Annotated in this window: 14 protein-coding genes; 8 read left to right on the top strand and 6 right to left on the bottom strand. The window is 73.6% G+C overall.

All coding sequences use genetic code 11. The features are described from left to right. Positions 1 to 85: 85 nt before the first annotated feature. Both rpsT and ACYVAP_RS07595 read right to left on the bottom strand, forming a co-directional pair. Positions 86 to 352, bottom strand: coding sequence for a 30S ribosomal protein S20 (rpsT, locus tag ACYVAP_RS07590; RefSeq protein ID WP_137770678.1), 267 nt, complete (start codon positions 350 to 352; stop codon positions 86 to 88). Positions 353 to 678: 326 nt separating this feature from the next. Further along, a complete protein-coding gene (locus ACYVAP_RS07595) occupies positions 679 to 1,362 on the bottom strand; it encodes a type II toxin-antitoxin system PemK/MazF family toxin (RefSeq protein WP_498860194.1) in 684 nt (227 codons plus the stop codon). A gap of 100 nt (positions 1,363 to 1,462) precedes the next feature. On the opposite strand from ACYVAP_RS07595, the gene ACYVAP_RS07600 reads away from it, so the two are divergent. From ACYVAP_RS07600 to hemW, 5 genes are all read left to right on the top strand, one after another. Continuing rightward, on the top strand, positions 1,463 to 3,160 hold the full coding sequence (locus ACYVAP_RS07600) for a circularly permuted type 2 ATP-grasp protein (protein ID WP_498860195.1): 1,698 nt from the start codon (positions 1,463 to 1,465) through the stop codon (positions 3,158 to 3,160). Beyond that, complete coding sequence (locus tag ACYVAP_RS07605) at positions 3,150 to 4,064, top strand: alpha-E domain-containing protein (protein ID WP_264449989.1); 915 nt, start codon at positions 3,150 to 3,152, stop codon at positions 4,062 to 4,064. The genes ACYVAP_RS07600 and ACYVAP_RS07605 overlap by 11 nt, the downstream gene beginning before the upstream one ends. A 261-nt stretch (positions 4,065 to 4,325) precedes the next feature. Beyond that, positions 4,326 to 6,197 (top strand): translation elongation factor 4, encoded by a 1,872-nt coding sequence (lepA, locus tag ACYVAP_RS07610; RefSeq protein ID WP_137770682.1) that lies wholly within the window; start codon positions 4,326 to 4,328, stop codon positions 6,195 to 6,197. Then, complete coding sequence (locus ACYVAP_RS07615) at positions 6,194 to 6,862, top strand: MOSC domain-containing protein (protein ID WP_498860196.1); 669 nt, start codon at positions 6,194 to 6,196, stop codon at positions 6,860 to 6,862. The genes lepA and ACYVAP_RS07615 overlap by 4 nt, the downstream gene beginning before the upstream one ends. Beyond that, entirely contained in the window at positions 6,859 to 8,025 is a 1,167-nt protein-coding gene (hemW, locus tag ACYVAP_RS07620) for a coproporphyrinogen-III oxidase family protein (protein WP_498860197.1), read from the top strand. The genes ACYVAP_RS07615 and hemW overlap by 4 nt, the downstream gene beginning before the upstream one ends. 97 nt (positions 8,026 to 8,122) lie before the next feature. Here the strand turns inward: hemW and ACYVAP_RS07625 are convergent, their stop codons facing one another. From ACYVAP_RS07625 to ACYVAP_RS07640, 4 genes are all read right to left on the bottom strand, one after another. Beyond that, entirely contained in the window at positions 8,123 to 8,983 is an 861-nt protein-coding gene (locus ACYVAP_RS07625) for a DUF4870 domain-containing protein (RefSeq protein ID WP_498860198.1), read from the bottom strand. A 142-nt stretch (positions 8,984 to 9,125) separates the two neighbouring features. Continuing rightward, a complete protein-coding gene (locus ACYVAP_RS07630) occupies positions 9,126 to 10,019 on the bottom strand; it encodes a DUF3097 domain-containing protein (RefSeq protein WP_498860199.1) in 894 nt (297 codons plus the stop codon). A gap of 74 nt (positions 10,020 to 10,093) precedes the next feature. Further along, a complete protein-coding gene (locus ACYVAP_RS07635; protein WP_498860438.1) occupies positions 10,094 to 10,951 on the bottom strand; it encodes a DNA-3-methyladenine glycosylase family protein in 858 nt (285 codons plus the stop codon). Further along, positions 10,948 to 11,460: a methylated-DNA--[protein]-cysteine S-methyltransferase gene (locus ACYVAP_RS07640; RefSeq protein WP_498860200.1), complete on the bottom strand. Its 513-nt coding sequence runs from the start codon at positions 11,458 to 11,460 to the stop codon at positions 10,948 to 10,950. Before ACYVAP_RS07640 ends, ACYVAP_RS07635 begins: the two co-directional genes overlap by 4 nt. 219 nt (positions 11,461 to 11,679) lie before the next feature. On the opposite strand from ACYVAP_RS07640, the gene hrcA reads away from it, so the two are divergent. From hrcA to ACYVAP_RS07655, 3 genes are read left to right on the top strand one after another with little or no spacing between them, the layout of a single operon-like run. Next, positions 11,680 to 12,690: an HrcA family transcriptional regulator gene (hrcA, locus tag ACYVAP_RS07645; RefSeq protein ID WP_498860201.1), complete on the top strand. Its 1,011-nt coding sequence runs from the start codon at positions 11,680 to 11,682 to the stop codon at positions 12,688 to 12,690. Between the two features lie 46 nt (positions 12,691 to 12,736). Next, on the top strand, positions 12,737 to 13,879 hold the full coding sequence (gene dnaJ, locus ACYVAP_RS07650; RefSeq protein WP_259359790.1) for a molecular chaperone DnaJ: 1,143 nt from the start codon (positions 12,737 to 12,739) through the stop codon (positions 13,877 to 13,879). Between the two features lie 44 nt (positions 13,880 to 13,923). Then, the gene (locus ACYVAP_RS07655) at positions 13,924 to 14,718 is read left to right on the top strand and encodes an RsmE family RNA methyltransferase (protein ID WP_498860202.1); all 795 of its coding nucleotides are present in this window, start codon (positions 13,924 to 13,926) and stop codon (positions 14,716 to 14,718) included. Positions 14,719 to 14,911: the final 193 nt, after the last annotated feature.

Here is a 14,911-nt window from a genome sequence, read left to right on the forward strand (position 1 = left end):
CGGAGCCCCGTGCACCGAGGTGCACGGGGCTCCGTGGCTGCTGGACCCGGGGGTCCCGCCGATCAGATGATCAGGAGATCAGCGATCAGGCGGAGACGCCGGCGACGAGCTTCGCGAGACCGGACTTGCGGTTCGCGGCCTGGTTCTTGTGGATGACGCCCTTGGAGACGGCCTTGTCGAGCTTGCGGGAGGCGAGCTTCAGCGCCTCGCCCGCCGCCTCGGCGTCACCGGAGGTCACCGCGGTGCGGACCTTGCGGGTGTAGGTCTTGAGCTCGGACTTCACCGCACGGTTGCGCAGGCGCGCCTTCTCGTTGGTGCCGATCCGCTTGATCTGGGACTTGATGTTTGCCACGAAGACTCTTCTCTTGTGCTGCTGCTGTGATGGGTCGTCCGCAGCGGCTGAGGATCGGATCCGACGGGGACGGGCGGTGGGGATTCGCCGGGAGACGTCGGACCCGGGTCGCTGCCACGGGTACTCGCTCGGGTCGCACCGACCGGCGGACCCTGACACGGCGGGTCGCCGAGATGCGCACACCTCGCGGTATGTCACACATACAAGGAGAGACATTAGCAGAGGGCGAATACCCCGGTCACGATGCACGGGGCGTGTCCTGCATCCCATCCGCGCCCGCTCGCTCCCGCGGAACAGCAGGTCCGGAGGGCGTCGGCGGCCCGGGGTCAGCCCCAGCCGTGGGCCGAGCGCACCGCGGCGGCGACCCGCTCGAAGGCCTCGGCGGGCAGGCGGCCGTCGGCCCGCCGCACCGCTGCGGGGGCGATCCGCAGCAGGCGATCCGCCCGCACCTCGGAGGCGCGGCCCTGGGAGTCCCAGTCGCCCGTGCCCACGTCCACACACAGGTTGCCGTGCTCGTCGCGGGACGTGTCGCCGGAGCCCACGCGGTCCTTCGAGGTGAGCATGAGCGCCACGAGGGTGGGGCCCGAGCCGTCCGCGCCGCCGTCGGCCGCGTCCTCGAGGGCGATGACGAGCACCGGCCGGTCCTTGCCCTGCGCGAGGGACTCCTCGTAGTGCACCCAGGCCCAGACGACCTCGCCGGGGTCGGGCACGTCGTCGGGGTGCGGGGCGTAGGTCATCGTCACCGGCGAGGAGGTGCTGCGGTCCGCGAGCACGTCGGCGTTCCCATGGGCACCGCCGCCGGCGCGACCGTCGGCGGACCCTCCGCCCTCGCGCCGGGTGGAGGTCGAGGACCGCCCGGTGCTCCCGATATCCCCGCCCGTGCCGCCGCCGCGGCGGGAGTCCTGGAGGGCGTCGATCGCCGAGCGGCCGAGGTCACGGGCCGCGCGCCTCGCGGCCGGGGAGCGGAGGACGGAGCGCAGCACGGAGGACAGCCGGGAGCCGAAGGGCATGGGGACCTTCCTGGGGACGGGCACGGACGCCGGGTCTCGAGCGGGTCACGCCCGGGGGCGGGGCACGGTCCCCGACGGGAGACGGTGTTGAATGGTAGCCATGTCCGACCGCTCCCTCTTCGACGGCACCGGGCCCGGGACCGACGGCGACGAGATGTTCGCCGCGGACGGCGGGCTCCGCCCTACCTACGCACCGCTCCACGACGCGCTCGTGCAGCTGGGCGAGGAGGAGTTCCGATCGCGCTCGGAATCCCTCGCCCGCTCCTACCTGGACCAGGGCGTCACCTTCGACTACGCGGGGGAGGAGCGTCCCTTCCCGGTCGACGCGATCCCGCGGCTGATCGCCGCGGAGGAGTGGGCCGAGGTCAGCGAGGGCATCGCCCAGCGCGTCCGCGCGCTCGAGGCCTTCCTCGAGGACCTCTACACCGACTCCCGCGCGGTCGCGGACGGCGTGATCCCGCGGGAGCTCGTGGACTCCTCCACCTACATCGTCGACGCGATGCGCGGCTACGTCCCGCCCAACGGCGTGCGCCTGCACATCGCCGGCATCGACCTCGTGCGGGACGGATCGGGCGGCTTCCGGGTGCTCGAGGACAACGTCCGCACCCCCTCCGGCGTGAGCTACGTGCTCTCCAACCGCCGCGCGATGGTGCAGACCTTCCCGGAGCTCTTCGCCCACCGGCCCGTGCGCAGCGTCGGCGAGTACCCCGGCCGGCTGCTCGCGGCCCTGCGCGCCGCCTCGCCGGACGTCGGCGGCGACGAGCCGACGGTCGTCGTGCTCACCCCCGGCCGCTACAACAGCGCCTACTTCGAGCACTCGCTGCTCGCCCGCACGATGGGCGTCGAGCTCGTCGAGGCGTCGGACCTCGTCGAGCGGAACAACCGCGTCTACATGCGCACCACCGCGGGCCTGCGCCGCGTGGACGTCATCTACAAGCGCACCGACGACGACTTCATCGACCCCGAGGTGTTCCGCCCCGACTCGATGCTGGGCGTGCCCGGGCTCGTGCGGGCCGTCCTCGCCGGCAACGTGGTCGTCGCCAACGGCATCGGCAACGGCATCGCCGACGACAAGCTCACCTACACCTACGTGCCGGACCTGGTGCGCTACTACCTCCACGAGGAGCCGATCCTGCGCAACGTGGACACCTGGCGGCTCGAGGAGCCGGAGGCCCGCGAGGAGGTGCTGGACCGCCTCGCCGAGCTCGTGGTCAAGCCCGTGGACGGCTCCGGCGGCAAGGGCATCGTCATCGGCCCGGCCGCCTCGCGCGACGAGCTCGACGAGCTCCGGCGTCGCCTGCAGGCCGATCCCCGCGGCTGGATCGCCCAGCCCGTCGTCCAGCTCTCCACGATCCCCACCCTCGTCGAGGACGGCCTGCGGCCCCGGCACGTGGACCTCCGTCCCTTCGCCCTGAACAGCGGCGAGGACGTGTGGGTGCTGCCCGGCGGCCTCACCCGCGTGGCGCTGCCCGAGGGGGAGATGATCGTGAACTCCTCCCGTGGCGGCGGCTCGAAGGACACCTGGGTGCTCGCGGGGACCCGGCCCTCCCGGGTCGAGGTCCCGACCTCCGCCGGCACGGTGCGGGTGGTCGAGGAGGACGCGGCCGACGCCCCGCTCGAGACCGGCGTGGACGAGTCCTTCGTCGCGGACGCCGCCGAGCGCGAGCCCGACCGGGCCCTCGAGCCGATGCCGATCACCTCCGCCATCCCGATGCTCGACGCCGACGACCTCGCCGAGGAGCACGAGGACCGGACCGACGACGGGCGCACGACCGAGGAGGCGCACGATGCTCAGTAGGATCGCCGACGCCATGTTCTGGATCGGCCGCTACGTGGAGCGGGCGGACCAGACGGCCCGCGTGCTCGACGTGAGGCTGCAGTCGATCACCGAGGACGTCAGCGGGGACGTGGCCCCCGCCTGCGCCGCGGTGCACGAGATCTTCGGCAGCCCCGCGCCCGAGGGCTCCGAGCAGTCCGTGCAGAAGGTCCTCGACCGCCTCGTCACCGACCGGTCGAACCCGTCCTCGATCGCGGGCTCCCTGCAGACCGCCCGCGAGAACGCCCGCGGCGCACGCGAGGTGCTCTCGACCGAGGTCTGGGAGTCGCTGAACACGACCACGCTCGGCATGCCCCGCGGCGTGCGCCCGGCGCGGATGCACAGCGTCTTCCAGTACGCGAAGGACCGCTGCGCGGTCGTGAACGGGCTCGTCGACGGCTCGATGACCCGCGACGAGGCATGGCTGTTCTGGCGGCTCGGCCAGCTCGTGGAGCGGGTCGACATGGGCGCGCGCATCCTCCAGGCCCACGACCTCGAGGACTCCTCCGACCAGGCGACGGTGCTGCTGCTGCGCACCTGCAGCGCCCACGAGGCCTACATCCGCTCCTACCGGGGGCGGGTGGACGCCTCCGCCGCGATCTCCTTCCTGCTCCTGGACTCGATCTTCCCGCGGTCCGCCGCGCACTGCCTGCTCCAGATCGACGAGGCGCTCGAGGTGCTCGCGCGGATGCACGGCGCGGGACCGGACCGCCTGGGCACCGCGGATCCCGGCCGGCGGATCGTCGGCCGCGCCGTGGCGAGCCTGCGCTACCGCTCGCTCGAGGAGCTCACCTCGGACTTCGACGCGGAGATGGAGCAGCTCCAGCAGGTCACCGGTGCGGTGACCCGCACGCTCGGCTCGACCTACTTCCACCCGGCGCACTGAGAGGACCGTGCCGCCCCATCGGGGACCGTCCTCGCTGGGCTGCGCCCCTCCCTCATCGGAGGCTCGCGGGTGGTGCGCATCATCCTGCCCGGCGGGATCCCGACGGAGGGCGGCCCCGCACACGGCCTGTGACCTGCCCCGGGCTCCGTGCGCCGTGGCGGGCCCTGCGCGGCGTCGCGTGAGAGCATGGGTCCACACGCCGTCCGGGCGGCGCCTCAGCGCGCCCCGGGCCCGTCCCCACCACAGAGAGGACCACCGCCGGTGACCCCCAGGATCGCTGCCGACGAGGCACGGGACATCCAGCCCGCGTCCACCCCCCAGGAGCGCATCCGCAACTTCTGCATCATCGCGCACATCGACCACGGGAAGTCCACCCTGGCCGATCGCATGCTGCAGATCACCGGGGTGGTCGACGACCGCTCCATGCGCGCCCAGTACCTCGACCGCATGGACATCGAGCGCGAGCGCGGCATCACCGTGAAGAGCCAGGCCGTGCGCATGCCCTGGCAGGTGGACGGCACGAACTACGCGCTGAACATGATCGACACCCCCGGGCACGTCGACTTCACCTACGAGGTCTCCCGCTCGCTCGCCGCCTGCGAGGGCGCGATCCTGCTGGTCGACGCCGCGCAGGGCATCGAGGCGCAGACCCTCGCGAACCTGTACCTCGCGATGGAGAACGACCTCACCATCATCCCGGTGCTCAACAAGATCGACCTGCCGGGCGCGGATCCCGAGAAGTACGCGGCGGAGATCGGCCAGCTCGTCGGCGTGGACCCCGAGGACGTCCTGCGCGTCTCCGGCAAGACCGGTCAGGGCGTGCCCGAGCTGCTCGACCACCTCGTACGCACGCTCCCGCAGCCCCTGGGCGACCCCGACGCCCCCTGCCGGGCGATGATCTTCGACTCCGTCTACGACACCTACCGCGGCGTGGTCACCTACATCCGCGTGGTCGACGGCTACCTCCGCTCCCGCGACCGCATCGACATGATGTCCACGGGCGCGCACCACGAGCTCCTCGAGATCGGCGTGAGCTCCCCGGAGCCGCATGCGACGAACGGCGTGGGACCCGGCGAGGTCGGCTACCTCATCACCGGCGTGAAGGACGTGCGCCAGTCCAAGGTGGGCGACACGATCACCACCTCGGTGCGCGGCGCGACGGAGCCGCTCGCCGGCTACTCCGACCCCAAGCCGATGGTGTTCGCGGGCCTCTTCCCGATCGACGGCTCGGACTACCCGAACCTGCGCGACGCGCTGGACAAGCTCAAGCTCAACGACGCCGCGCTGAACTACGAGCCGGAGACGTCGACGGCGCTCGGCTTCGGATTCCGCGTGGGCTTCCTGGGCCTGCTGCACCTCGAGATCATCCGGGAGCGCCTCGAGCGCGAGTTCGACCTCGACCTCATCTCGACGGCGCCGAGCGTCGTCTACCAGGTGCGGATGGAGGACGGCACACAGGTCGAGGTCATGAACCCCTCGGACTTCCCGACCGGCAAGGTCGCGGAGATCCACGAGCCGATCACGAAGGCGACGATCCTGGTCCCGGCCGAGTTCATCGGCGCGGTCATGGAGCTGTGCCAGTCCAAGCGCGGCACCCTCGGCGGCATGGACTACCTCAGCGAGGACCGTGTCGAGCTGCGCTACACGCTCCCGCTCGCGGAGATCGTCTTCGACTTCTTCGACCAGCTGAAGTCCCGCACCAAGGGCTACGCCTCCCTCGACTACGACGTCTCCGGCTCGCAGACGGCGGACCTCGTCAAGGTCGACATGCTGCTGCAGGGAGAGCCCGTCGACGCCTTCAGCGCGATCGTGCACCGCGACAAGGCGTACCACTACGGCGTCGAGATGGCAGGGAAGCTCAAGAACCTCATCCCGCGCCAGCAGTTCGAGGTGCCGATCCAGGCCGCGATCGGCGCCCGGATCATCGCCCGCGAGAACATCCGCGCGATGCGCAAGGACGTGCTCTCCAAGTGCTACGGCGGCGACATCTCCCGCAAGCGCAAGCTGCTCGAGAAGCAGAAGGAGGGCAAGAAGCGCATGAAGAACATCGGCTCCGTCGAGGTCCCCCAGGAGGCCTTCATCGCCGCGCTCTCCTCCGACGCCGCCGAGCCCAAGGACGGGAAGAAGAAGTGAGCGCCCTCGCGGCGGGCTCGCGGGGCACGGTCGAGGCGGTGTGCGTCGTCGGCGCCCTGCGCCCCGATGCCGGAAGCGTCGGCACCACCGCGATCGACAAGCGGCCCGTGGACGGCCCCGTCGCGATCGGCGAGCTGGGACTCTACGCGGACGTCCAGGCGGACCGCGCCCACCACGGCGGGCCGGACCAGGCCGTCTATGCGATCGACGCCGCGGAGGCCGAGCACTGGTCCGCGCAGCTGGGCCGCCCGATCGGTGCGGGCGGACTCGGCGAGAACCTGCGCGTGCGCGACCTCGCGGTCGACGACCTCGAGATCGGCGCGAGCGTGCGGGCGGGCACGGCGGTGCTCGAGGTGACCGCGCCGCGCACCCCGTGCATGACCTTCCAGCGCTGGATGGGAACGGACGACTTCCGCGCCCGTTACCACGAGCGCGGCCGCACGGGCGTCTACTTCCGGGTGCTCGAGCGCGGCGAGGTGCGCGCCCGGGACGAGCTCCTCGTGGAGTCCGCGCCCGGGCACGGTGCGACGGTCGCCGCCGTCTACGCGGGCGCCCGCGACCGCGACCTCACCCGCCGCCTGGTCCGCTGGGCCGACGGCGCAGGCGTCGCCCTGCACCGCGAGCTCGAGGCCCGCGCGCAGCGTCATCTGAAGGACGAGCGGTGAGCGCCGCGGGCGGCGCCCGGGACCTCTCCGTCTACATCCACGTGCCGTTCTGCGCGGTGCGCTGCGGCTACTGCGACTTCAACACGTACACCGCGACGGAGCTCGGCGGCGGCGGCTCGCAGCGCGAGTACCCCGACAACGCGCGGCGCGAGATGGACCTCGTCCTCGCCGACGACCGCGCCGCCGGATACGAGTACGAGCAGGTCTCCACCGTGTTCTTCGGCGGCGGCACGCCCACGCTGCTGCCCGCCGCGGATGTCGTCGCGATGCTCGACCACCTCCGGGGCCTGATCCCGCTCGCACCGGACGCGGAGGTCACGACCGAGGCGAACCCCGACTCCGTCACCGCCGAGTCGCTGCGGGTCCTCGCCGACGGCGGCATCACCCGCGTCTCCTTCGGCATGCAGTCCGCCGTGCGCTCCGTGCTCGCGACCCTGGACCGCACCCACGACCCCGAGCGCGTGCCGCAGGTCGTGCAGTGGGCGAAGGACGCCGGGCTCGCCGTGAGCCTCGATCTCATCTACGGCACCCCGGGGGAGACCCTCGCGGACGTCGAGACCTCCGTGCGGGCGGCCCTGGCCTGCGAGGTCGACCATCTCTCCGCGTACTCCCTCATCATCGAGGGCAACACGGCCATGGCGCGCCAGCTGCGCAAGGGCGAGATCGCGGAGCCCGACGGCGACGACATGGCGGACAAGTACGAGCTCGTCGACGACCTCGCGAGCGCGGCGGGCCTGTCCTGGTACGAGGTCTCCAACTGGGCCCGGACCCCCGCCCACCGCTCCCGGCACAACCTCGCCTACTGGCGCGGCGGCGACTGGTGGGGGATCGGCCCCGGGGCGCACCGCCATCGTGACGGGCTGCGCTCGTGGAACGTCAAGCACCCCAGCCGCTACGCCGCACGGCTCGCGGAGGGGGAGCTGCCCGTGCAGGAGTCGGAGACGCTCGATCCGGCCACCCGGGCCACCGAGCGGATCCTGCTCGAGCTGCGGATCGCCGACGGCCTGCCCGTCGAGGCGGTGCCGGAGCAGACCCGCGACCAGATCGCCGTGCACGCCGCGCGCGGTCACCTGGACCCGGCGGCCCTCGAGACGGGTCGCCTGGTGCTGACGCGGAACGGGCGGCTGCTCGCCGACGCCGTCGTCCGCGACCTCGTGCCCTGAGCCGAGGCCCGCGCCCCCACGTGACGGAGCCCCCGTCGGTCCGAGGACCGGCGGGGGCTCCGTGCCGGGTGGGTGGTGCGGCCCGCGGCCGCGGGGCTCACTTCACCAGGCGGATGTTCAGCGGGTAGTTCCACCAGATGCCCTGGTTGGCCTTGACCGCGCCGATGATGGCGAAGATGACGTGCAGCAGCGCCGGGACCCACACGAGCGGGACGAGGATCGAGCCGATGCCGAGGGTGACCACCGCGAGGATCGTGATCACGATGGTGAGCACGACCTCCGCGATGACGGTGGCGATCGCGGCGTTGAGCGACTCCGCGGCGTTGTAGCGCACGTAGCGGTCACGGTCCTTGTAGACCAGGAAGATGATCAGCGGACCGACCCAGCCGAGGAAGCCCGCGCCGATGACGTAGCCGAGCACGGCGGAGAGCTGCGCGAACATCGACCACATGCGGGAGTCGGAGGGGCTCACGGGCTGCCCCGAGAGCGGCCCCTCGAAGGCGCCCGAGAAGCCGGGGGGAAGCGGCGCGGCCGACGGGTGCGCGTCGCCGGTGTAGCCCTGGGGGCCGCCCTGGGGCGCACCGTACGGGGCCTGGCCCGCGCCGGGCTGACCGGCGCCGTAGGGCTGGTGCTGGGCTCCCGGCTGCTGGCCCGACGGAGCGGGGCCGGCGGAGGCCGCGCCATCCGCGGCGGGAGCCTGGTAGGGCGAGGGCGCGCCGTACGGGGACCCCGTGCCGGCGGAGGACGGCGCCCCGTAGGGCGACTGCGGCGCCGCGTACGGGGAGGACGCGGCGGCGCCCTCCGGGGCGGCCGCGGGCCGGGAACCCGGGGCCTGGCCGGTGCCGGGCGCCGGCTGCGACGCGGGCTGCTCGGCTCCCGAGCTCTGCGGGGCGCTCTGGTCAGGATCGGTCGCGGGACGACCGCCGAAGGGATCGTGCGGGTACTCGTTCTGGCTCATGGCCCCTCCTCGGGAACGGCGCCGGCGGGACCGGCGATCTCGTGAACAGGGTCCAGCCTACGGAGCGCGGGCGCACGCGTCACCGTGGCGAGCCGCCGTGGCGCCCGGGGGACATCCCCCAGGCGCGCGGGACCGCCGGGGGTCAGGCGTCGACGGTCACGAAGTCGATGAGCTCCTCGATGCGGCCCGAGAGCGTCGGCTCGACGTCGGCGTAGGAGCGGACGGTGGCGAGGATGCGCTGCCAGCCGCGGGCGATGTCCGCCTGGTCCTCGTGGGGCCAGCCGAGCGCGGCGAGCGTGCCGACCTTGATGTCGGTGCCGCGCGGCACGTGCGGCCAGGCGGGGATGCCCACGCGGGCCGGCTTCACGGCCTGCCACACGTCGATGTACGGATGCCCGAGCACGAGGACGTTGCCGCGGGCCCCGGGCTGCGCGAGCGCCTCCTGCGCGATCCGGGTCTCCTTGGAGCCCGTCACGAGGTGGTCGACGAGCACGCCGATGCGGCGGGTCGGGGAGGGGCCGAACTCGCGGATGCGCTCCACGAGGTTGTCCGCGCCGTCGAGCAGCTCGACGACGACGCCCTCGATGCGCAGGTCGTGGCCCCAGACCTTCTGGACGAGCTCGGCGTCGTGCTTGCCCTCGACCCAGATGCGGGAGGCCCGGGCGGTGCGGGCGCGGGCGCCCTCGACGTAGACGGAGCCGCTCGCGGAGCGCTTGGGACCGGTGGGCGCCTGCTTCGCGACGGCCCGGGTGAGGACGACGGGCTTGCCGTCGATCATGTAGCCGGGGCCCAGAGGGAAGGAGCGGACCCTGCCGCGGCAGTCCTCGAGCTCGACGACCGTCTCCCCGGCGATCTTCTCGACCCGCAGGATCGCGCCGGTGAAGCCGGTCGAGGCCTCCTCGACGACGAGGCCGCGCCGGGCCGGCACCTCCCGGGAGGCGGGACGGCTGCGGTGGTGGGACGGCGGGCCGGAGGCGAGCACGTCTCGGCTGTAGCGGTCGGGGAATCGCGAGGTCGGGGCAGGCACGCCCGGCACCGTACACCGGCATCGGCGCCGTTCCGGGGCACCACGCTGGGGCAGTCGGACCGGCGGCCAGGACGGCGGCCGTCTCAGGCGGGATGCGCTCCGGACCCGGCCCACAGCCGCACCGCCGCATAGCTGCGCCACGGCCGCCAGCTCTCCACCACCGCGGGGTCCTCCCCCGCACCGGCGGCGACCATCGCCCGCTTCAGGACGGCGTCGGAGGCGGGGAAGGCGTCCGGATCGGTGCCGGCCCGGATCGCCGCGCAGGCGAGGGTCCACGGGCCGATGCCGGGCACCGCGGCGAGCTCCTCCGAGGTCGGCGCCCGGTCCGGGAGGTCCGCGAACAGCGCGGCGGTCGCGAGCACGGTGCGGGTGCGGGACCGCGTGAGCCCGAGCTCGTCGCGCAGCCGATCGGGATCGACCCGGGCGAGCGCCGCGGGACGAGGGAACCGGCGCAGCGGGCCGACGGGCGTCGCCGCCGTCGCCTCGCCGTGCGCCGCGAGCAGCCGGGAGCCGAACAGGCGGCCGGCCGCGAGGGAGACCTGCTGACCGAGGACGATGAGGACCACCGCCTCGAACGGGTCCGGGTACCGGGTGATGCGCAGCCCGGGCCGCGCGGCGACCTGCGCGGCGAGCACGGGGGAGCGGGAGAGGTGCGCGTCGATCGGCGCGAGGTCCGCGTCGAGGTCGAACCAGCGGCGCACCTGGGCCTGCAGGTCCTCGAGCACGGCCGGGTCCGCGGCGGAGGTGCGCAGGGCGATGCCGTCCGGTCGCGGGGTGAGCGTGACGGGCACCGGGCCGGCGGGGCCGGTGAGGAGGCGGGTCTGGGTGCCCTGCGACGGGTCGAGGTGGTCCAGGCCCGTGATCGTGTGCGCCGCGAGGGAGCCCCACGCCGCGGCGGCGTCGAGGGGCCCGCGGGAGGGGACGAGGATCTCGGTGCTCAGAACAGCCGCGCCCCGTCCTCCGCGGAGGGCTCCTCGAGGGCGAGCAGGGCGCGCTTGCGCTCGAGCCCGCCCGCGTAGCCGGTGAGGGAGCCGTCGGCCCCTACGACGCGGTGGCAGGGGACGATGATGCTGATCGGGTTGTGGCCGACGGCCTGGCCGACCCGCTGGGCGAGGCCCGGCCCGCCCAGCTCGCGGGCGATCTCCCCGTAGGTGGTCGTCGTCCCGTAGGGGATCTCGCGCAGCCGGGCCCAGACCCGTTCGGAGAACTCGCCTCCGTCGGTGCGCACGGGCACGTCGAAGTCCGTGCGCTCCCCGTCGAGGTACTCGCCGATCTGGGTCGCGACCGCGGCGAGCACGGCATCCTCGCCCGCGGTGACCTCGGGCCCCTCGCTGCCGGGGGCGAAGGGGTAGGTGTGGCCCGGGAAGTAGAGGCCCACGAGCGTGTCGCCCTCGGCGAGGGCCGTGAGCGGGCCGAGGGTGCTCGGCAGGACGGCATGGCGTGCGGTCATCGGGACCTCCTGGATCTCCGTCGTCATGCACGGTAGTCGCCTGCCGGCGCCCTCGTGTGAGGCGGGCGGGCGAGGCGGCCTACCGTCGTGGTGCACGCCCGTGGCGAACGCCTCCCGGGGAGGGGTCCCGGGGGCGCGTAGGATTGGCACTCGGCGGCCCCGGGTGCCAGCGTCTCTCCGGCGCCCGCAGCACGGCACCACCGCACACGGACCAGGGAGGTGAGAGGGACGGATCCCCGCAAGCTGCAGATCCTCGGCGCGATCGTCGAGGACTACGTCGCGACCCGCGAGCCCGTCGGCTCGAAGTCCCTGCTCGAACGGCACGAGCTCGGCGTCTCCGCCGCGACCGTGCGCAACGACATGTCCGCCCTCGAGGAGGAGGGGCTCATCACGCAGCCCCACACCTCCGCCGGCCGCGTCCCCACGGACAAGGGCTACCGCGCCTTCGTCGACCACGTCGCGGCGATCAAGCCGCTCTCCACCCCTGAGCGCCGCGCGATCCGCGCCCTGCTCGAGGACTCCGGGGACGTCGAGGAGCTGCTCGCCCGGACGGTGCGGCTGCTGGCCCAGCTCACCCAGCAGGTCGCCATGGTCCAGTACCCGGCGCGCCGCCAGGCCCGCATCCGCCACGTGGAGCTCGTGAAGGTCGCCGAGTCCCTCCTGCTGGTCGTGCTCATCACCGAGTCCGGCCGCGTGGACCAGCGCACCATCCCCGTCACCCCCGGGCGCTCCGCGGAGCACTACGCGGGCATGCGCGATGCGCTGAACCGGGCGGTCGCGGGCCGTGAGGTCACCGATCTCTCCGCCCCGCTCGCGGAGCTGCTCGAGACCGTGCCGCCGATCGACCGTCCGGCGGTCGTGGAGGTCTCCGAGGCGCTGGTCGCGCTTGCGGCGAGCCGCGCCGAGGGCCGGATCATGATGGCCGGCACCGCCAACCTGGCGCGCTCCGCCGAGGATTTCTCCCGGGACGTCGAGCCGCTGCTCGACGTGCTCGAGGAGCAGCTCGTGCTGCTGCGGCTGTTCACCGAGATGCACGCCTCCCCGGGCGCGGTCGAGGTGCGCATCGGCTCCGAGCTGCGCGACCAGGCGCTGAACCAGGCCGCGGTCGTGGGCGCCGGCTACGGGGCGGGATCGCACGTCGCGATCCTGGGCCCCTCCCGCATGGACTACGTCACCGGGATCTCGACCGTGCAGGCGATCGCCCGCTACGTCTCCCGCTTCCTCGCATGACCCTCCTCCTGAACGCACCCCTCCCGACCACGCAAGGACCCACCAGGTGAACGACGACTACTACGAGCTCCTCGGCGTCTCGAAGGACGCCACCACCGAGGAGATCAAGAAGGCGTACCGGAAGCTCGCCCGCTCCCTCCACCCGGACGTCAACCCGGACCCGGAGGCCGCCGAGAAGTTCAAGAAGGTCTCCCAGGCCTACGAGACGCTCTCCCACGAGGACAAGCGCCGCCAGTACGACATGGGTGGCGGCCCGGGCATGGGCGGCGCCGGGTTCGGCGGCTTCGGCGGCGCGGGCGGCTTCGACATGGGCGACATCTTCGACATGTTCGCCGGGGCCGCGGGCATGGGCGGCCGCGGTCGCGGCCAGGGCCCGATCCCGCGCCGCCGCCGCGGCGGCGACGTGCTGCGCCGCGCCACGATCGACCTCCGCGACGTGGTCTTCGGCTCCGAGCAGAAGGTCTCCTACCGCACCGCCGTGCTCTGCGAGCGCTGCGACGGCTCCTGCAGCGAGCCGGGCACGAGCCCCACCCGCTGCACCGCCTGCAACGGCTCCGGCCACGTGCAGCGCGTCGCCCAGTCGCTCCTGGGCCAGATGGTGACCATGGCACCCTGCCCCACCTGCGAGGGCCACGGCGACGTCATCGAGTCGCCCTGCACGGCCTGCTCCGGCCACGGCCGGATCTCCCAGCAGCGCGAGGTCACCGTCCGCATCCCCTCGGGCGTCGAGACCGGCACCCGGATCCAGCTGCGCGGCGAGGGCGAGGTGGGCGAGGCCGGCGGCCCCGCCGGCGACCTCTTCGTCGAGCTCTCGGTCAACGACCACGAGACCTTCGCCCGCTCGGGCGACGACCTCGTCACGACCCTCGCGGTCCCGATGACCTCCGCGGCGCTCGGCGCGACGATCCCGCTCGAGACCTTCGACGGCGTCCAGCAGGTGGAGATCCGCGCCGGCTCCCAGCCCGGCGAGGAGTTCGTGCTCAAGGGCCTCGGCGTCACGCCGCTGCGCCGGGAGCGCCGCGGCGACATCCGCGTCGTGCTCGACGTCGACGTGCCCTCCTCGCTCACGGACGAGCAGCGCGATCTGCTCGAGCAGTTCGCGGCCCTGCGCGGCGACGAGGCGGACCGCCCCAGCCCGCGCGTGCACGGCCCCTTCGCGAAGCTCCGCGAGCGCCTGCGCGACCTCTGAGCATCGCGCCGAGCTGACCCTCGATCCCGGCCCCAGGAGCGGACATGCCCACCACGCCCCCCGGATTCCTGATCCTCGACGACGCCCTCGAGGGCGCCGCGGAGGGTGATGCGCTCACCCTCGACGGTGAGGAGGGTCGCCACGCCGCGAAGGTCGCCCGGATCGGCGTGGGGGAGCAGGTGCTCCTCACCGACGGCCCGGGCCGCCAGGTCCTCGCCGAGGTCACCGCCGCGGCCAAGGAGCAGCTCGAGCTGCGCCTGCTCGGCGATCCGAGCGCCCCGGCCCCGCGGCTCCCGCGGCTCGCCCTCGTGCAGGCGCTCGCGACGGGCGGGCGCGACGAGCAGGCGGTCGAGTCCGCGACCGAGCTCGGCGCGGACCGCATCGTCCCCTGGATCGCGGAGCGCTCCGTCTCCGTGTGGCGCGGGGAGAAGCTGCGCAAGGGCCGCGCCCGCTGGCAGGGCACCGTCCGCGCGGCGGTCAAGCAGTGCCGGCGGCCGGGCATCCCCGAGGTCGACGAGCCCGTCGCCACCGCCGCCCTCGCCGAGCAGGTCGCCGCGACGACCGCCGCGGGCGGGATCGTGCTGGTCCTGCACGAGCAGGAGTCGGTGGGGCTCATGTCGCTCGTCGCCGAGCTCCGCCGTGCCGGGGGAGCCGGGGGAGCGGTGCCCGAGATCGTCGTGGTGGTGGGGCCCGAGGGCGGCATCGCCCCCGCCGAGCTCGACCGGCTCCGTGCCGCGGGCGCCCGCTCGGTGCTGCTGGGACCCGAGGTGCTGCGCTCCTCGACCGCCGGACCGGCCGCGCTCGCGGTGCTGAGCACGCTCGTGGGCCGCTGGGGCTGATCCCGCACCCGGCGGGAATCGGGAGAGCGACGGCCGGAGGGGCCATCGCGTGGCTGCTCGCCGCTCTCCCGTCCGCTCCTGCTGGTGCTCGGCGTCGTCGTCTTCACCCGCCTCTCCCAGCACATGGCACGAGCCCCGGCCACGGAGCGCACAGGACCCCGCCGGCTCGTGGCCGGCGGGGTCCTGGGCGGTG

The organism is Brachybacterium horti (genome assembly GCF_054777615.1).

Bases quoted from the DNA above. Each gene is read 5' to 3' on its own strand.
- ACYVAP_RS07595 (WP_498860194.1), bottom strand. From the start codon at position 1,362: ATGCCCTTCGGCTCCCGGCTGTCCTCCGTGCTGCGCTCCGTCCTCCGC.
- ACYVAP_RS07600 (WP_498860195.1), top strand. From the start codon at position 1,463: ATGTCCGACCGCTCCCTCTTCGACGGCACCGGGCCCGGGACCGACGGC.
- ACYVAP_RS07605 (WP_264449989.1), top strand. From the start codon at position 3,150: ATGCTCAGTAGGATCGCCGACGCCATGTTCTGGATCGGCCGCTACGTG.
- ACYVAP_RS07625 (WP_498860198.1), bottom strand. From the start codon at position 8,983: ATGAGCCAGAACGAGTACCCGCACGATCCCTTCGGCGGTCGTCCCGCG.
- ACYVAP_RS07640 (WP_498860200.1), bottom strand. From the start codon at position 11,460: ATGACCGCACGCCATGCCGTCCTGCCGAGCACCCTCGGCCCGCTCACG.
- ACYVAP_RS07655 (WP_498860202.1), top strand. From the start codon at position 13,924: ATGCCCACCACGCCCCCCGGATTCCTGATCCTCGACGACGCCCTCGAG.